Here is an 18,828-nt window from a genome sequence, read left to right on the forward strand (position 1 = left end):
TCCCTTACGCGAGGTGAGTGCCCCCTAACGTCTTAGGGGGCAAGGCGATTATAACTTCGCCGCGTTTTGAGACAGGTACTTCGCAACGCCTTCTGGTGATGCGCCCATGCCTTCTTTTCCTTTTTCCCACTGTGCAGGACAGACTTCGCCGTGCTCTTCGTGGAATTGCAGCGCGTCAACCATACGCAGCATTTCATCAACGTTACGGCCAAGTGGCAGATCGTTCACGACTTGATGACGAACAACGCCGTCTTTGTCGATTAAGAATGAACCACGTAGGGCAACACCGGCTTCTGGGTGTTCGATACCGTAAGCTTGTTGGATTTCACGCTTGATGTCAGCAACCATCGCGTATTGAACTTTACCGATACCGCCGTTATCGATTGGTGTGTTACGCCATGCGTTGTGAACGAACTCTGAGTCAAAAGAAACCCCTACAACTTCCACACCACGTTGCTTGAATTCAGCGTAACGCTTATCGAATGCAATCAGCTCTGAAGGACAAACGAAGGTGAAGTCCATTGGCCAGAAAAAGAGTACGGCAGGTTTGCCGGCAATGTGCTTATGGAAGTTAAAATTCTCAACAATCTCACCGTTACCTAAAACTGCTGCAGCGGTAAAATCAGGGGCTGAACGAGTCACAAGTACCATACATACTCCAAGTGTTAATGAATAAAAATCGTTTTAGGACAACCGCTCAGGATGAGCGGATCCTGCGTCTATTGCGCTAAGGCAGTGTACCAGAACCGAATAACCGACGGGGGACTTTAAAGCTGTTTTTCTGTGGCCCACGCCATTAATCGGGGATAAAAATGGTAAAACAAGGTTTCTAATTCACGATAGTTCGTGACGAAATCTTGATAGCAGTCAGCCAGCATAATGAGACGTGGCCGACGCTGCGCCATCTGCCGTAATACGTTATCTAGGCTCTCCGCCTCGGCATAACGCTCTAACCAACGTTGTTGCCAGATAAGTCTATTCAGATGTTGGAAGTTATCTGGGGTCTGTGCCAAATCGCGAGCAATAGTCTGTTCAGCCATGGCACAGAATTCAGCCAACGTCTGCCGGGGATGGAAGTTTGACCAGTCGCGGGCTAAAAAATGGTCCCAAATCACATCCAGTGCGATGGGCGCTACACGACGGGTTTCCGGCGTGAACCGCTGTTTCGCCTCACGGACTTCTGGCAGATGATCGGAAAGGCTATCGAGCCGACGGTGCATCTGGATCCCGGCTACAATGGCGTCTGACCAACGGCCGTCAGGATCGCCACGCACAAAGTCCGCCAGTAAGTTACCGGTTAAAGAGCTGTTGGCGAGCTGGGCGAGGTGGAGATGAGCAAGAAAATTCATAGCGCCATTATTACCTGAGTTATCCTAAAAGCCAAAGGTTCTGTAATGCCCCCTTTTCCGTTACACTGTGCGCCTAAATTTTTATCGGAATAAGTCACCATGCGCGTTGCTGATTTTAACTTTGCTTTACCCGAGTCGTTAATTGCCCATTATCCACAACCTGAGCGGAGCGCTTGCCGACTGCTATCGTTAGACGGGCCCTCGGGAGAGTTACAGCATGGCGTCTTCACTGATGTGTTGGATAAGTTACAACCCGGTGATTTACTGGTGTTTAACAATACTCGGGTGATCCCTGCCCGAGTGTACGGTCAAAAAGCCAGCGGCGGTAAGCTTGAAATGCTAGTGGAGCGGATGCTGGACGACAAACGAGTATTGGCCCACGTTCGTGCCTCCAAAGCACCGAAACCGGGTACGGAACTGTTATTGGGTGACACCTTAGAGGTGCGAGCTACCATGGTTGCTCGCCACGATACCCTGTTTGAGATTGAGTTCCATGATAGCCGCGAGGTGTTAGATATCCTCAACCATATCGGCCATATGCCATTACCGCCGTATATCGACCGACCCGACGAAGAGGCTGATCGCGAGCTTTACCAAACCGTTTATAGCGCGAAACCGGGTGCTGTCGCTGCCCCGACCGCGGGTTTGCACTTCGACCAGCCGCTTTTGGACGCATTACGTCAAAAAGGGATCGAAACCGCTTTTGTCACTTTACATGTGGGGGCGGGAACGTTCCAACCGGTTCGGGTTGAGAGCATTGAAGATCATATCATGCATGCTGAATATGCTGAAGTCCCGCAAGAGGTGGTGGATGCCGTATTGGCCTGTAAAGCACGGGGCAATAAAGTGGTCGCGGTCGGTACGACCTCTGTACGCTCTTTGGAAAGTGCGGCCAAGGCGGCAGACAATGCGTTAATCGCGCCTTTCTTCGATGATACGCAGATTTTTATCTACCCTGGGTATCAGTATCAAGTGATCGATGCGTTAATCACTAATTTCCACCTTCCTGAATCGACGCTAATTATGCTGGTCTCTGCCTTTGCGGGCTATAAAAATACCATGCACGCTTATCAACAAGCGGTGGTGCAGCAATATCGTTTCTTTAGTTACGGTGATGCCATGTTTATTACCCAAAACCCCGAAGCGGTGAATGAGGTTATGAGCGCGTAATGGAGCACGCCCAAGTCATTGAATAGGGGCTAACGTTAGCCCCTCTTTTATCCGTTATGATGCTAAGGGTGGATGAAGTCACCTTGTAAGGCGCTATTGCTGGTGCTGCTTACACTCCACGGTAACCTAGCTTGCCTTAGTCTCGCCGAAAGTCGTCGAGAATAGGCAGTTCCAAACGACAACTACTTCAGCGAAATTCGCGCCACACTGTCGGGTCCTTTGGTGGTGTTATCCTCGTTAAAGTCCTGTTTTATGGTTACATAGAGCGAGTTACCATCAGGTGAAACGAGTAGGCTATTGGGATGGCCTTCAAATGACCATGAGCGCTTTTGCGTTAAGTGGGTCGCATCCAGTTGAATGACTTTTTTCGATTCACGCTGGCTAATATAAATCTCGTGGCGTTTAGCAGTAAACTTTATCCCTAACGCATCACCCGGTAGTCGTTTAATCACTTTCCCTGATCGCTCGTCAAAGACTAAAGTCGTCTTACCTTCGGAGTTATCGGTCACGAATAAACGCCCAGTTGTGGGATCTTCCGCCATATTGAGGAACAGGTATTTGTGTCCATCATCAGGCTTCCAGCGTTGTTCAATTTTATTATCTGCAGGATTGATAACCGCTATTTCGCCACTGCCACTCGCCGCATAAATTCGTTTAGTTATCGGGGAATAGATGATACCTGTCACCCACTTGCCGACATTGTCTATTTTCCCTTTTAAGGTCATGGTCTGGGCATCGACAATCGAAATATAACCGGGGTCGGTGACACGGCCAATATAGAGTTGATTGTTGTGGAAGAGGATTTCCCGAGCACCAATAGGGTCTCCATCTTTATCTTTACCTTTAAAAAATAGGCGTTCGACAACCTTTCCCGTCTGGGTATCGACTTTAGAGACTCCTCCATCAAGCGAGTTGGTGGTGTAGAAGAATTGGCCCTTGTCATCAATGGCCATGCCGAAGTTTTTAAGATCGGTATGCGTTTCACCCGTGAGGGCCAGTGTTGTGGGATCCAGACGATAGATCACGCCACCATTCACGTCTTTAAAACTTTGTGCGCTCGCAACATAGAGCTTATTTTGTCCGGGAATAAGGGCTAATTCATACAAGCCATCACCCAGTTGCCGCTCAACGAGTGAGGAGGCTGCGGAGGAAGCTGCTGGTGCTGGCGGTTGGGCGAAAACCGTAGGAGCCGTCAGTGCGGTCATTAAGAGCGCCGAATATAATGCTTTGATAGAGGGGAAACTTCCTCTCATAAAAAACTCCTTCATTGGCTACCAATAGGGAAAAATAAACGTCCTGGCTTAGCAGGACGTTAGGGTGAGTGATTAGAACTGGTAGGATAAATTAACTGAGACGTTACGGGGCTCACCATAGACATCCCCGTTCCTATAAGTGTAATAGGTGCGATCGAACAGATTATTGATATTAGCTTGTACCGCAACCTGCTTGTTGATCTGATAACGCGTAAACAGGCTTGCTAAAGGATAGCTGCTTTGATAAATCCGCTGAGTGCTGCCATCAGGAGCGGCAACGTCCCAGAATACTCGGTTTTGCCAAGTTATCCCGCCGCCAACGGTCAACTCTGGCAGGGTAGGAAGCTGATAGCGGCTAAAGAGTTTAAAGGCGGTTTGCGGCTGATTACTGTTGAAGCGCCCGGCAGAATCCGTCGCGACATAGCGCGTTGCGCCGAAGGTCGTTTGTAGGTTATCCGTGATGGCACCGTTTAACTCAAACTCCGCACCCTTACTGCGTGCGCCTTTAGTTGCAACATAGGCTTGCTCGCTACTTTTATTCACATAGACGCCATCTTGTTCCTGACCCACATTGTTTTGTTCTATGCGGAAAATAGCGAAAGTCGCGGTGAGTCGTCCATCGTCCCACGCTGATTTCAGGCCCGTTTCATAGCTTTTACCGGTAATGGGTGACAAATAATGGCCGGTGCTATCGCGATAGGTTTGCGGCTGGAAGATAGAGGTATAGCTGGCGTAGGCTGACCATGTATCATTGAGGTCATAAATGACACCGGCATAGGGCGTTAGATTATTTTTTTCCATATCGCCGCTCGAACCATCGCTACGATATTGGGTATATCGCGCTCCTACAATCAGGGCCAAGGGTTCGGCAAGGGAGAAACGTGCAGCAGTATAGGCAGACTTTTGACGAATGATATCATCAGCATTCTGATACCAATCCCCCCAAGTCGGTTGCGCGATATTTCCGTTCCAATGGTTATTAAAGATACCGAGATCACTGCTCGTAATTTCGCTTCCGTCTTCGCTGGTCGTACCGTTACTGCTATTGGTAGCATTATGTTGGCGACTGTAGTTCACACCCAGCATAAGTTGATGCTGGCGGCCAAACAAGGCAAAGGGGCCACTTGCATAACCATCCATAGAAGTGAGTTCACGTTTACCGCGGTCCTTACTACCGAAGCCGTTAGCCCCCTCACCAGAATCTCTATCAGGCATGCTGAGATAGCCGACATAGAGTAACTTATCGCTGAACGTATTTTCAGCATGGGTACCGTTCAAATGGGTAGACCAACCGTTATCGAAATGATGGACTAAGTCAGCATAAAGTTTACGCACGGTGGTGTGATAATAGGTCCAATCAGCGGCTGAATTGAGGCTTCGTCGATAGTGCGTAAGCGTTCCATTACTATAGAAGACCGGGTTTCCGCCCCAAGTCGGATTGCTGGTGTCGGCATCTTGGTAATCAAAGGCCAGAGAGAGGGTAGTGCGCGCACTTAAGTCTGCATCAATTGCGGTATAGAGGAATTTGGTATTTTTGGTGTAACGATCCAGCCAGCTATCTTGATTCTGGTAACCTGCTATCACCCGACCGCGGAGCGATCCTGACTGATTAAGGGGGGTGGAAAGATCGGCGATATACCGCTGCTTATTCCAACTGCCATAACTGGCCTCTAAACTGCCGGTAGCGGTCTTACTGTCAGCATGCTTTCGCACCATATTCACCGAGGCTGCGGGGCTACCCGCACCCGTCATCAAACCCGTCGCGCCTCGAACCACTTCAATCCGCTCATAAATCGCGGTATCTGACGCAGTGTCGCCGTAGTTCCAAGAATCCCCCATTGAGGTAGGAATATCGTCAAAGGTGAAGTTGTTAATCTTGAATCCCCGTGAATAGTAATAGGCTCTTTCGCTATCATCCCGTTCACTGGTAATCCCCGTTGTATTGTTTAGTACATCGTTGATGGTTTGTAGTTGCTGATCCTGCATTCGCTGTTGGGTGATCACGCTCAGCGATTGAGGGACATCGCGAGGTGTCAGGAGTAACTTGGTGCCTGCTCGAGTGGTCTTGACCTGATAGTCCTGATTGGACTGGTCGACACTATTGTTGGCAGAGGCTCCGTAGACCACGACATCTTGTTGCGCCTCGCGAGTCGCTGAACTGTTCGAGTCAGCAGCATGTGCGGAGGGCAGCTCAAAAAGCGAATGGAGGCTGACCGCCAGTAGTGAGAGCGTGAATAGCTTATGACTATGCGGTGTGTGTACAACGAAACGGGCTGGTCTTCTGCAAGTAGCAGACATAGTTATCCCTATAAATCCAAAAGATTTAGATGCTCAATGCCTTTATTGTTATGTGTTGACAGAGGAGACAACAATTAATGGCAGCGCGTGTAAATGAGAAGGCTAATCATAATCATTAGTTTTAATGTATGAAATAGTTATTTTCTCTAATTTGTAAAGTCACAATAGGTCGGAATAACCCATTATTTATTCGGGATTTAGGGCAAGATTATCTTAATTTACGCTGATAATAATGGGACTTAATGACTGATTTGATGATGTTTTATTAATCTTTACTCCGGTGGCAGAGGTGGGGAGAGCGCGAAAGAAATCGATCTACAGCGCAAATTTTCTCCCACTGTTGATTTCAGGCCTTATGAGCCGGGCAAAATAGCGGTCGCTGACTTGGTCGATGACGGCGTATTGGCGGTAGGCGGCGGGATAGGGAAATCATCAACTTTATGGTAGCATCCTAGCGCGGAAATTAACTGTGTCGAAATTTAGTCTTGAACAAGCGCTAAACCGGCACAATATTGCAAAGATTAACCCGGACGAATGGACTAACGTCCCGTCGATTTCTGGTGTGTCACTCGTTGCATCTAATCAGACTGTTTCTCTGATGGAGAAGTTTTGTGAAATTTGAATATATTAAGCGCGATGGTCGCGCGCGCCGCGGTCGCTTAGTGTTTGATCGCGGAGTAGTCGAAACCCCCGCCTTTATGCCAGTCGGCACTTATGGCACCGTAAAGGGGATGACACCCGAGGAAGTGAAAGAGACCGGCGCACAAATTCTGCTCGGTAATACTTTCCACCTCTGGTTACGCCCGGGTCAAGAAATCATGAAATTGCATGGCGATTTACATGACTTCATGCAATGGCAAGGTCCAATTTTAACCGACTCTGGCGGATTCCAAGTGTTTAGCTTGGGTGATATCCGTAAAATTACCGAAAAAGGCGTTCACTTCCGGAATCCCATCAACGGTGACCCCATTTTCCTCGATCCTGAAAAATCGATGGAGATCCAGCATGATTTAGGGTCGGACATCGTGATGATCTTTGACGAATGTACGCCTTACCCAGCGGATTGGGATTATGCTAAACGTTCGATGGAAATGTCCTTACGTTGGGCGCAGCGTAGTCGTGACCGCTTTGATGAGCTGGGTAATAAGAATGCGCTATTTGGTATCATACAGGGCGGTGTTTACGAAGATTTACGTGATATCTCAGTTAAAGGACTGGTGGATATTGGTTTTGATGGGTACGCTGTCGGCGGCCTGGCAGTTGGGGAACCTAAAGCCGATATGCATCGTATTCTTGAGCATGTCTGCCCACAGTTACCTGAAGAGAAACCCCGTTATTTAATGGGAGTGGGGAAACCCGAAGATTTAGTGGAAGGGGTACGTCGCGGTATCGATATGTTCGACTGCGTGATGCCAACACGCAATGCACGCAACGGACATCTCTTTGTGACCGACGGGGTAGTAAAAATCCGTAATGCTAAGCATAAAAGTGATACCTCACCGCTCGATGCAGAATGTGATTGTTATACCTGTAAGCACTACACTCGCGCTTACCTGTACCATTTAGACCGTTGTAATGAGATCTTAGGTGCACGACTCAATACCATCCATAACTTACGCTATTACCAGCGTTTAATGGCGGGATTGCGTCAAGCGATTGAAGACGATCGGTTAGAAGAATTCGTTGCTGACTTTTATACGAAGATTGGCAAAGAAGTGCCAGCTTTACCATTTTGATTTTAATTAATGAGGGATAGTTTATGAGCTTTTTCATTTCTGATGCCGCGGCAGCGGCTGGCGCACCAGCACAAAACAGTAGTTTTTCGATGGTCATCATGTTGGTCGTATTCGGCCTGATCTTTTTCTTTATGATTTTGCGTCCACAGCAAAAACGTGCGAAAGAGCATAAGAAATTGATGGAGTCGATTGCCAAAGGGGATGAAGTGATGACCACCTCAGGATTCGTGGGCCGTGTCACTAAAATCTCTGAAACCGGTTATGTTGCTATTGCGCTGAACGAAACCAATGAAGTCGTTGTTAAGCGTGATTTTGTCGCTGCCGTTCTGCCTAAAGGCACAATGAAAGCATTATAATTGAACTCTTCCTTAGGGAACTGCCGTGCTAAATCGTTATCCTTTATGGAAGTACATCATGCTGATCGTTGTGTTACTGGTCGGCCTGTTGTATGCACTTCCAAACCTCTATGGTGAGGATCCGGCTGTTCAAATCACTGGTGAGCGGGGTGCCGCTGCCAGTGAGCAGACATTGGATCAGATCCAGACAGTACTCAAACAACAACATATCGACACCCGTTCTATCGCATTAGAGAATGGCGCAATCATGGCGCGTTTTGCTAATACCGATATTCAATTACGTGCGCGTGAAGCACTGGCCAACGCGTTAGGCAATAATTACGTCGTTGCGTTAAACCTTGCTCCTGCGACCCCTCGTTGGTTAGCCGCACTCTCGGCTGAACCGATGAAGCTTGGTTTAGATCTGCGTGGTGGTGTGCACTTCTTAATGGAAGTGGATATGGACACTGCGTTAGGCAAGCTGCAAGAGCAAAACGCTGAAATGCTACGGGGCGACCTGCGTACCGCGAAACTCGGTTATACCACAGTCGGTAAAATCGATAATTACGGTATACAAATCCAGTTCCCTAATTCGCAAGCTCGTGATGCCGCCGTGAGCTACTTAAGCCCACGTCATCGTGATCTGGTCATCAGGAGTCGTGGCAGCAACCAACTTACCGCTGCAATGACCGATGCCCGCTTAAGTGAAGCCCGTGAGTATGCGGTACAGCAAAACATCACCATTCTCCGTAACCGTGTTAACCAATTAGGCGTTTCTGAGCCATTGGTACAGCGTCAAGGTTCGGATCGTATTGTGGTTGAGTTACCAGGGATCCAAGATACCGCGCGTGCTAAAGAGATCCTTGGTGCAACTGCGACACTTGAGTTCCGCTTAGTGAATACCACGGTCGATCCCGCCGCTATCGCAGCAGGACGTGTCCCGGGGGATTCCGAAGTGAAGACCATGCGTGATGGACAACCCGTTGTCCTTTATAAGCGTGTTGTCTTAACCGGTGATCATATTACCGACTCGACGTCTACTATGGATGAGTACAACCAGCCACAAGTTAACATCTCGCTAGATAGCGCAGGTGGTAACACAATGTCTGATTTCACTCGGAATAATATCGGCAAACCGATGGCAACATTGTTTGTTGAATATAAAGACAGCGGTAAAAAAGATCCAAACGGTCGTGCGATTCTAGCGAAACAAGAAGAAGTCATTAACGTGGCGAATATTCAATCTCGTCTTGCTAATAGCTTCCGCATTACGGGTATTAACAATCCAAATGAAGCGCATCAGCTCTCCTTGCTGTTACGCGCTGGCGCATTAATCGCGCCGATTCAGATTGTAGAAGAACGCACCATTGGTCCAACCATGGGTCAACAGAATATCCAACAAGGCTTACATGCATGCTTGTGGGGTGTCGCGGTATCGATTCTGTTTATGCTGGTGTTTTATAAGAAATTCGGTGTGATTGCGACCACAGCGCTGATTGCCAACTTAATCTTAATTATCGGGATCATGTCTCTGTTGCCGGGTGCGACCTTGACGATGCCAGGTATTGCCGGGATTGTCTTGACCCTAGCGGTAGCGGTTGATGCCAACGTATTGATTAATGAAAGGATTAAGGAAGAACTGCGTAACGGGCGGACGGTACAACAGGCGATTCACGAAGGTTATCGTGGTGCGTTCTCCAGTATTGTCGATGCCAACGTGACAACACTTATTACGGCTATCATTCTCTATGCTGTGGGTACTGGCTCTATTAAAGGGTTTGCGATTACGACAGCGATTGGGGTGGCAACCTCCATGTTTACAGCCATTGTAGGAACACGAGCGATTGTGAACCTGCTGTACGGCGGTAAACGTATCAACAAGCTGTCGATTTAAGGAGCCTGTTGTGGCACAAGAATATAGTATAGAACAACTTAACTACGGTCGTAAGGTGCATGATTTCATGCGCTGGGACAAGTTAGCCTTTACCCTGTCAGCGCTATTGTTGATTGCTTCCGCCATCATTATGGGGGTGCGTGGCTTTAACTGGGGGCTCGATTTTACTGGCGGAACGGTGATTGAGATTACGCTAGAGAAACCCGGTGAACTGGATGTGATGCGTACAGCATTACAACATGCCGGCTTTAGCGACCCTCAAGTCCAGAACTTCGGTAGCAGTCGTGAAGTCATGGTGCGTTTGTCTCCTCATGATGGAAACGCGGGGCAAGAGCTTGGCACTAAAGTTATTAGTGAAATCAACCAAGCAACGCAGCAAACCGCAGTGGTAAAACGTATTGAGTTCGTTGGACCAAGCGTCGGCAGTGATCTGGCACAGGCAGGCGCGTTAGCGTTGCTGGCGGCATTGATCTGTATCTTGATTTATGTGGGCTTTCGTTTTGAGTGGCGCCTGGCACTGGGGGCGGTGTTAGCTCTGGCGCACGACGTCATCATTACAATGGGTGTGCTCTCACTGTTCCACATTGAGATTGATTTAACCATCATTGCGTCACTGATGTCGGTGATTGGTTACTCGTTAAACGACAGCATCGTGGTTTCTGACCGGATCCGTGAAAACTTCCGTAAGATCCGTCGTGGGTCACCTTACGATATCGTCAATATCTCTCTTACTCAGACATTGAGTCGGACATTGATGACATCAGCGACGACCTTGGTAGTGGTGTTAATGCTGTTTATCTTTGGTGGTGAGCTGTTACGTGGCTTCTCACTGACGATGTTAATCGGTGTCACCATCGGTACAGTCTCTTCAATTTACGTCGCCTCAGCGCTGGCGTTAAAACTCGGGATGAAGCGCGAACATATGTTAGTGCAGAAAGTCGAGAAAGAAGGGGCTGACCAGCCACGTATCCAGTAGAAATAACGGGTATTAAAAAGGGACATGAAAATGTCCCTTTTTTTATGCTAAACGCTGAGAGAATTACTGGAGAAAAGCGGGCTGCTTCGCTTCATAAGCCCCGATCGATGCTTCATGCTGCAGCGTAAGGCCAATGCTATCTAGGCCATTTAACATACAGTGGCGACGGAAGCTATCCAGTTCGAAAGTATAGGTTTTCTCGCCTGCCTGAATGGTCATCGCTTCTAAATCAACGGTGAAATTGATCCCTGGATGTTGCTCAACCCGTTGGAACAGCTCGTCGATCTGCGCTTCACTTAATTTGACTAACAGCAGTTGGTTATTAAAGCTATTACTGTAGAAAATATCGGCGAAAGAGGGCGCTATGACGACACGAAAACCAAAGTCGGTTAAGGCCCACGGTGCATGCTCGCGCGACGAGCCACAACCGAAGTTTTCACGGGTCAGTAGAATACTGGTACCCTGATATAGCGGTTTATTCAGGACGAAATCCGGATTAGGGATTTTACCCGCATCATCGATAAAGCGCCAATCGTTAAAAAGATGCTGACCAAACCCCGTACGAGTGACTTTCTGTAGAAACTGTTTTGGGATGATCGCATCAGTATCGACATTGGCCGCGTCTAATGGCGCAACCAGACCAGTGTGTTGGGTAAATTTAATTGCCATGATGCAGATCCTCAGTTCAAGGTACGGATATCAGTGAAGCGACCGGTAACGGCAGCAGCAGCAGCCATGGCGGGACTGACTAAGTGAGTCCGTCCACCACGTCCTTGACGCCCTTCAAAGTTACGGTTACTGGTCGATGCACAACGCTCCCCTGCATTGAGGCGGTCGTTGTTCATGGCTAAACACATCGAGCAACCAGGTAACCGCCATTCGAAACCCGCTTCTAAGAAGATTTTATCTAAGCCTTCTTCTTCGGCTTGAGCTTTAACAGGACCAGATCCCGGCACCACCATGGCCACGATACCCGGCGCCACTTTACGCCCTTTGGCAATCGCTGCCGCGGCACGTAAATCTTCAATTCGCGAGTTAGTACAAGAACCGATAAAGACCTTATCGATCGCAACATCAGTTAAACGGATGCCACCTTCTAGTCCCATATAGGCCAGCGCTTTCTCCGCCGAAGCGCGTTCGACAGGGTCACTAAACTCTTCTGGACGCGGGATAGGCTGGTCAACAGCAATTACCTGTCCTGGATTGGTGCCCCAGGTGACTTGTGGGGCGATCTCTGCGGCATCCAATGTGACGACACAGTCGAACTCTGCATTATCGTCAGACTTTAAGGTTTTCCAGTAAGCAACGGCGTTATCCCACTGTTCGCCTTTCGGCGAAAATTGACGGCCTTTTAAGTATTCAAAGGTGGTGTCATCTGGTGCGACTAAGCCGGCCTTGGCGCCTAACTCAATAGCCATATTACACAGGGTCATGCGGCCTTCCATACTTAACACTTCGATCGCCGCACCACAGAATTCCACGACATATCCGGTGCCTCCGGCGCTGCCGGTTTTACCGATGATCGCCAAGACAATGTCTTTTGCTGAGATACCGCCAATGGCAGAGCCGGTCACCTCGATTTTCATGGTTTTTGCCCGGCCTTGTTTCAAGGTTTGGGTCGCCATCACGTGTTCAACTTCTGAAGTCCCAATACCGAATGCCAAGGCACCAAAGGCCCCGTGGGTGGCGGTATGAGAGTCACCACAGACAATGGTCATACCTGGCAAAGTAATGCCTTGTTCTGGCCCGATAACATGAACAATCCCCTGAAATGGGTGGTTTAAGTCATACAGACTTACTCCAAACTCGGCACAGTTTTTGATCAGTTCTTGCATCTGGATACGCGCCATCTCACCGGACGCGTTGATATCCCGAGTCTCTGTCGAGACATTATGGTCCATCGTAGCAAAGGTTTTCGATGGCTGACGTAATTGACGGCCATGCGCACGAAGACCATCAAAGGCTTGTGGTGAGGTCACCTCATGAACTAAGTGACGGTCAATGTACAGGATAGGCGTCTCTTGTGGCGCCTCGTGAACGACATGTGCATCAAATAACTTCTGGTATAAGGTTTTGCTCATTTTATTATTTTTCCTCGGCAATATACCGGGCAATGATATTACCCATCTCGTCAGTACTGACTGCTTGACCGTCACCGGCTAAATCATGAGTGCGGTGCCCTGCAGCCAGCGCCTTGCTGATCGCGTTTTCAATCGCTTCTGCCGCGTCACCTTGTTGTAAGCTATAACGCAGTAATAATGCGAGTGATAAAATTTGTGCAATTGGGTTGGCGATATTCTTGCCCGCGATATCGGGGGCCGAGCCGCCAGCAGGTTCGTACAATCCGAATCCTTCTTCATTTAGACTTGCAGAAGGAAGCATCCCCATAGACCCGGTAATCATCGCACACTCATCAGACAGGATATCGCCGAATAAGTTGGAGCATAACAGTACGTCGAATTGAGAAGGGTCTTTGATCAGCTGCATCGTGGCATTATCGATGTAGATATGCGATAACTCGACGTCTGGATACTCTTTCGCTATTTCAGTGACTGTCTCACGCCATAAAATCGATGACTGTAATACATTCGCTTTGTCGACGGAGGTCACTTTATGGCGACGTTTACGCGCTGACTCGAACGCTAAGCGGGCGATACGCTCGATCTCATAGCGGTGATAAATTTCCGTATCGAAAGCGCGCAGCTGATCGCCGCTACCTTCGCGGCCTTTCGGTTGACCGAAGTAGATGCCGCCCGTTAATTCACGCACACATAAAATATCGAATCCGCGTGCTGCAATATCGCTACGCAGTGGGCAATAAGCTTCTAAACCTTTATACAGAGCCGCCGGACGTAAGTTGCTGAACAGTTTAAAGTGCTTACGCAGAGGAAGCAGGGCGCCACGCTCAGGTTGGTCGCTCGGCGGTAAGTGTTCCCATTTAGGCCCCCCGACGGAACCAAACAGGATGGCATCCGCTTGCTCACAGCCTGCTACCGTTGCTGCAGGAAGAGGGGAACCGTGGTTATCGATGGCAATGCCGCCGACATCAAAATGCTGAGTGTTGATCTGAAAGCCAAAACGCTGGCTGACCGCAGCCAAGACCTTTTCGGCCTGGGCCATCACTTCTGGACCGATTCCATCACCGGGTAAAACGGCAACATTATAGTGAGTCGACATAATTACACTGTTTCCTTAATTTCAGTCTGAGACTTACGCTTTAATTCTTGCTCGACCTGACGTGCGCGCCAAATCGTGTTTAATGCATTCACCATCGCTTTCGCGGAAGACTCAACGATGTCGGTGGCTAAGCCAACGCCGTGGAATTTACGGTCGTTATATTTTACGACGATATCCACTTGGCCCAGTGCATTTTCCCCTTGGCCTTTAGCGGTTAATTTATAATTGACTAACTCGATCTCTAATCCAGAGATGCGATTGATTGCTTGATATACGGCATCAACAGGGCCGTTGCCGGTGGCGGCTTCTTCTTTGATCTCCGCGCCAATCGCTAATTTTACTGACGCGGTCGCCGTGATACTTGCCCCTGACTGTACCGTGAAGTCATGCAGTACGAAGTGATCGCTCTCATCGGCTTGGTTATTAATGAAAGCTAACGCCTCTAAATCGTAATCAAATACTTGGCCTTTCTTATCAGCTAATTTTAAGAATGCCTCGTATAAGGTATCTAAATTGTAGTCTTGTTCTTGATAACCCATTTCCGCCATACGGTGTTTTACCGCAGCGCGCCCAGAACGTGAGGTCAGGTTTAATTGAACTTGGTGTAAGCCGATAGATTCTGGCGTTAAGATTTCGTAGTTTTCACGGTTTTTCAACACGCCATCTTGGTGAATTCCCGAGGAGTGGGCAAAGGCATTGCTACCGACCACTGCTTTGTTCGCGGGGATAGGCATATTACAAATTTGGCTAACAATTTGGCTTGTACGGTAAATTTCTTGGTGATTGATGCCGGTATGCACATTCATGATGGCATGGCGAGTTTTGATCGCCATAATCACTTCTTCTAAAGCACAGTTGCCCGCGCGTTCGCCTAAGCCATTTAATGTCCCTTCAACCTGACGCGCCCCGGCAGTTACGGCGGCCATTGCGTTGCCGACCGCCATACCTAAGTCGTCGTGGGTGTGCACGGATAAAATGGCTTTATCGATGTTCGGCACACGTTGGATTAATGAAGAGATGATGTTGGCATATTCGTGTGGCAGGGTGTAACCGACGGTATCAGGAATATTGATAGTACGCGCACCCGCATTGATCGCTGCTTCGACGACACGACATAAGTCGTCGATCGGGGTACGACCACCGTCCTCACACGAGAACTCGACATCATCAGTATAGTTCCGTGCACGGCGAATCATATATTCCGCTCGCTCAATGACCTCGGGCAGTGTCGAGCGTAATTTGGTCTCGATATGCATCGGAGAGGTGGCTAAAAAGGTATGAATTCGAAAAGCATCAGCCACCTTTAAGGATTCGTAGGCCGCGTCGATATCTTTTTCTACACAACGCGCTAAGGCGCAAACACGGCTATTTTTGATGGTACGAGCAATGGTTTGCACGGATTCGAAATCCCCCGGAGAGGAAACTGGGAAACCGACTTCCATCACGTCGATTTTCATCCGCTCTAAGGCCAGCGCGATCTGTAATTTATCTTTCACGCTTAAACTCGCCTGTAATGCTTGCTCACCATCGCGTAATGTTGTGTCGAAGATAATGACTTGCTGGCTCATAATTTGCTTCCTTAAATGCTTATATTTGATGGCCTTAGCGCATAAAAAAACCCGCGCTGTTCGGCGCGGGTTTTTCAGTTCTTTCAGGCTTTAATCTTTATTCGTTTTCGCCCACAGAACAACCGCGCTGATATTTAGCGAGGAGGAGGAGTTCTGTGAGTGCAGTGAAACGGATCATTATTGAAGCCTATAGAATCTGTGTGTCCTTATATTGGTACGTGAATTGGCGGGGCATGTCAACGAAAAATTAATCACGTCGTGAATAGGCGAGCCCCCGTTAAGCGATCGGAAGGTCAGATTTTTGTCAGTAATTTTAAGTTAATGATTTTTATATATTAATTCCATATAAATGATTTTCTGATAGATGATTATTCTGCGTTGATGTTCATGCGTGGGGATTTAGTTTGCCGTAATAATCTTATGCGATATTGCTGACTTGAAATAATTCCAGATATCTCTACTGAGGTATTTTCTTTATTTTCCGGCGAGTGACGTGTATCAAACTATATCTGAGTAGGTGTTTAGTTTTTTTATTAGGTTGATGATTCAAATGTCAGAATAATTCTCTATTCATTTCATCGGAGAATTTTTTTCACTTATTTTCCCTGCCGGGAAGTTAAGCGGTATGTTAACGTAAGAAACTTCCCGCTCAGTAAAACATAAAATGATCGACCCTTTAGGGGAGCGGGAGTGACAAGCGTAGATTTTCTTATCACTGAGAAAGTAATCAGTTGTATGAGTGTGAAGCCGGAGGCAGTAATGCAGATGTTGTCAGGAGCAGAAATGGTCATTCAGTCACTGATTGATCAAGGCGTAAAACAGGTGTTCGGTTATCCCGGTGGAGCGGTACTGGATATTTATGATGCGATTCAAACGGTGGGTGGCGTCGACCATATATTAGTGCGTCATGAACAAGCAGCGGTGCATATGGCTGATGCCGTGGCACGTGCAACAGGCGAACCTGGGGTAGTATTAGTCACATCTGGACCTGGCGCAACCAATGCTATCACGGGAATTGCGACGGCATACATGGATTCCATCCCAATGGTTGTCCTCTCCGGACAGGTTGCTTCTTCCTTAATCGGCAGCGATGCGTTTCAAGAGTGCGATATGATTGGTATCTCAAGACCCATCGTTAAACACAGTTTTCTTGTCAAACGCACCGAAGATATTCCTGAGATGATCAAGAAAGCGTTCTGGCTTGCCTCAACCGGTCGTCCGGGGCCAGTGGTCATTGATCTGCCTAAAGACATTCTTAATCCTGCGGTGAAATTACCGTATCACTGGCCAGAAAGCGTGAGTTTACGCTCTTATAATCCAACGGTACAAGGGCATAAGGGGCAGATCAAACGTGCGCTGAGCACGCTGCTGGCGGCGAAGCAGGCCGTGATCTATGCTGGTGGCGGCGTGATTACGGCCAACGCCGAATCCGCTTTGAAAACTGTGGCGGAAACACTGCAATTACCGGTTACCACAACATTAATGGGGTTAGGCTGTTTCCCTGGGACGCACCCGCAAAGCGTTGGCATGTTGGGAATGCACGGTACCTACGAAGCCAATATGACCATGCACAATGCAGACGTCATTTTCGCGGTAGGGGTACGTTTCGATGATCGGACGACCAATAACATTGCAAAGTACTGCCCAGATGCCACGGTAATCCATATCGATATTGATCCGGCGTCTATTTCGAAAACCGTCAATGCGGATGTTCCTGTCGTGGGCGATGCGCGTCAGGTGTTAGAACAGATGGTCGAATTACTCGATAAAACACCGCCTCCTTCTGCGACATTAAGTGCCGAATGGTGGGCGAAGATCGACCAGTGGCGTGCGCGTGATTGTCTGGCTTACTCCACTGAAGGTGAAAAAATTAAACCGCAAGCGGCTATCCGCACATTGTGGAAGCTGACCAAAGGGCAGGCTTATGTCGCGTCCGACGTGGGACAACACCAAATGTTCACGGCGTTACATTATCCTTTCGACCAATCACGGCGTTGGATCAACTCCGGTGGCCTCGGCACGATGGGGTTTGGCTTACCTGCGGCGTTGGGTGTGAAGTTGTGCTTACCTGGAGAGACGGTCGTCTGTGTAACGGGTGATGGGAGTATTCAAATGAATATTCAGGAATTATCGACCGCGTTACAGTACGGATTACCTGTTTTAGTACTGAACCTTAATAACCGTTATTTGGGTATGGTAAAGCAGTGGCAAGACATGATCTACTCGGGGCGTCACTCACATTCTTACATGGAATCTCTACCGAACTTCGTCAAAATAGCAGAAGCTTACGGCCATGTAGGGATCGCGATTACCTCACCGGATGAATTGGAAGCTAAACTTCAACAGGCGCTGGACTTGGTGGCAGAAGGCCGTTTGGTCTTTGTCGATGTGATGGTTGATGGCAGTGAGCACGTTTACCCGATGTTGGTACGCGGAGCTGGGATGAATGAGATGTGGTTAAGCAAGACGGAAAGGAGTGAATAATGCGCCGGATATTATCAGTATTACTGGAAAATGAGTCTGGGGCGTTATCGAGAGTGGTCGGCCTCTTCTCTCAGCGTGGCTATAACATCGAAAGCCTAGCCGTGGCGCCTACCGAAGATCCTACGCTATCGCGTATTACGATCCAAACCATCGGTGATGAGAAAGTGTTGGAGCAGATCGAGAAGCAGCTCCATAAATTAGTCGATGTATTGCGAGTCAATGAGCTAGGGCAGTCGGCTTTCGTCGAACGTGAAGTGATGCTCGTCAAGATTATCGCTGAAGGCACTGCACGCGAAGAGATCAAACGTTGTGCAGATATTTTCCGTGGCCAAATTGTCGATGTCAGTCCTCGTTTCTATACCGTGCAGTTAGTGGGGAGTGCAGAAAAACTGGACGCTTTCTTAACCGCGGTGCGTGCCGTGACCGAGATTGCAGAAGTGGTGCGATCAGGCGTTATCGGAATTTCTCGCGGAGATAAAACCCTTAATTAATCCTCGCTAAGGGAAAGACTTATGACGTCTTTCCCTTTCACACCTGTTGCCTGTTACTGACTGGATAAGGTATATAGTCTTAGGGCCTCAATACGAG

15 protein-coding genes are annotated in these 18,828 nt (G+C 48.4%); 7 read left to right on the top strand and 8 right to left on the bottom strand.

Annotated elements, in window-relative coordinates; translation table 11 throughout:
* Positions 1 to 48 precede the first annotated feature (48 nt).
* Both BMX14_RS02245 and BMX14_RS02250 read right to left on the bottom strand, forming a co-directional pair.
* Positions 49 to 651, bottom strand: a complete 603-nt coding sequence (locus tag BMX14_RS02245; RefSeq protein ID WP_092672099.1) for a peroxiredoxin C — start codon at positions 649 to 651, stop codon at positions 49 to 51.
* A 116-nt stretch (positions 652 to 767) separates the two neighbouring features.
* Complete coding sequence (locus BMX14_RS02250) at positions 768 to 1,349, bottom strand: acyl carrier protein phosphodiesterase (protein WP_092672102.1); 582 nt, start codon at positions 1,347 to 1,349, stop codon at positions 768 to 770.
* Between the two features lie 99 nt (positions 1,350 to 1,448).
* Between BMX14_RS02250 and queA the strand changes: the two genes are divergently transcribed.
* Positions 1,449 to 2,519, top strand: coding sequence for a tRNA preQ1(34) S-adenosylmethionine ribosyltransferase-isomerase QueA (queA, locus tag BMX14_RS02255; protein ID WP_092672105.1), 1,071 nt, complete (start codon positions 1,449 to 1,451; stop codon positions 2,517 to 2,519).
* A gap of 182 nt (positions 2,520 to 2,701) precedes the next feature.
* Here queA and BMX14_RS02260 read toward each other — a convergent pair whose 3' ends face one another.
* On the bottom strand, positions 2,702 to 3,772 hold the full coding sequence (locus tag BMX14_RS02260) for a YncE family protein (RefSeq protein WP_177173066.1): 1,071 nt from the start codon (positions 3,770 to 3,772) through the stop codon (positions 2,702 to 2,704).
* A gap of 72 nt (positions 3,773 to 3,844) precedes the next feature.
* On the bottom strand, positions 3,845 to 6,070 hold the full coding sequence (gene fhuE, locus BMX14_RS02265; RefSeq protein ID WP_092672111.1) for a ferric-rhodotorulic acid/ferric-coprogen receptor FhuE: 2,226 nt from the start codon (positions 6,068 to 6,070) through the stop codon (positions 3,845 to 3,847).
* Positions 6,071 to 6,681: 611 nt separating this feature from the next.
* On the opposite strand from fhuE, the gene tgt reads away from it, so the two are divergent.
* The 4 genes from tgt to secF are packed head-to-tail and all read left to right on the top strand — an operon-like array spanning position 6,682 to position 11,011.
* Positions 6,682 to 7,806 carry a tRNA guanosine(34) transglycosylase Tgt gene (gene tgt / locus BMX14_RS02270; protein ID WP_092672114.1) on the top strand — a complete coding sequence of 375 codons (1,125 nt, stop codon included), beginning with the start codon at positions 6,682 to 6,684 and terminating at the stop codon, positions 7,804 to 7,806.
* A 23-nt stretch (positions 7,807 to 7,829) separates the two neighbouring features.
* Positions 7,830 to 8,162, top strand: coding sequence for a preprotein translocase subunit YajC (gene yajC / locus BMX14_RS02275; protein WP_062811989.1), 333 nt, complete (start codon positions 7,830 to 7,832; stop codon positions 8,160 to 8,162).
* A gap of 25 nt (positions 8,163 to 8,187) precedes the next feature.
* A complete protein-coding gene (gene secD, locus BMX14_RS02280) occupies positions 8,188 to 10,035 on the top strand; it encodes a protein translocase subunit SecD (protein WP_092672117.1) in 1,848 nt (615 codons plus the stop codon).
* A gap of 10 nt (positions 10,036 to 10,045) precedes the next feature.
* A complete protein-coding gene (secF, locus tag BMX14_RS02285; RefSeq protein ID WP_092672120.1) occupies positions 10,046 to 11,011 on the top strand; it encodes a protein translocase subunit SecF in 966 nt (321 codons plus the stop codon).
* Between the two features lie 63 nt (positions 11,012 to 11,074).
* Here the strand turns inward: secF and leuD are convergent, their stop codons facing one another.
* Genes leuD through leuA form a run of 4 tightly spaced genes read right to left on the bottom strand, consistent with a single transcriptional unit; the run spans position 11,075 to position 15,756 of the window.
* Positions 11,075 to 11,680, bottom strand: coding sequence for a 3-isopropylmalate dehydratase small subunit (gene leuD, locus BMX14_RS02290; protein WP_092672123.1), 606 nt, complete (start codon positions 11,678 to 11,680; stop codon positions 11,075 to 11,077).
* A gap of 11 nt (positions 11,681 to 11,691) precedes the next feature.
* The gene (gene leuC, locus BMX14_RS02295; RefSeq protein WP_092672126.1) at positions 11,692 to 13,092 is read right to left on the bottom strand and encodes a 3-isopropylmalate dehydratase large subunit; all 1,401 of its coding nucleotides are present in this window, start codon (positions 13,090 to 13,092) and stop codon (positions 11,692 to 11,694) included.
* 4 nt (positions 13,093 to 13,096) lie between these two features.
* Positions 13,097 to 14,188 (bottom strand): 3-isopropylmalate dehydrogenase, encoded by a 1,092-nt coding sequence (gene leuB / locus BMX14_RS02300; RefSeq protein WP_092672129.1) that lies wholly within the window; start codon positions 14,186 to 14,188, stop codon positions 13,097 to 13,099.
* Positions 14,189 to 14,190: 2 nt separating this feature from the next.
* Positions 14,191 to 15,756, bottom strand: a complete 1,566-nt coding sequence (gene leuA, locus BMX14_RS02305; RefSeq protein WP_092672131.1) for a 2-isopropylmalate synthase — start codon at positions 15,754 to 15,756, stop codon at positions 14,191 to 14,193.
* 759 nt (positions 15,757 to 16,515) lie between these two features.
* On the opposite strand from leuA, the gene ilvI reads away from it, so the two are divergent.
* Positions 16,516 to 18,240, top strand: a complete 1,725-nt coding sequence (ilvI, locus tag BMX14_RS02310; RefSeq protein WP_092672134.1) for an acetolactate synthase 3 large subunit — start codon at positions 16,516 to 16,518, stop codon at positions 18,238 to 18,240.
* Positions 18,240 to 18,731: an acetolactate synthase small subunit gene (gene ilvN, locus BMX14_RS02315; protein ID WP_092672137.1), complete on the top strand. Its 492-nt coding sequence runs from the start codon at positions 18,240 to 18,242 to the stop codon at positions 18,729 to 18,731. The genes ilvI and ilvN overlap by 1 nt, the downstream gene beginning before the upstream one ends.
* The last annotated feature ends 97 nt before the right edge of the window (positions 18,732 to 18,828 follow it).

Origin of the sequence: Rosenbergiella nectarea (assembly GCF_900111105.1) — a bacterium.
In the GTDB taxonomy this organism is placed as follows: Bacteria; Pseudomonadota; Gammaproteobacteria; order Enterobacterales; family Enterobacteriaceae; genus Rosenbergiella; species Rosenbergiella nectarea.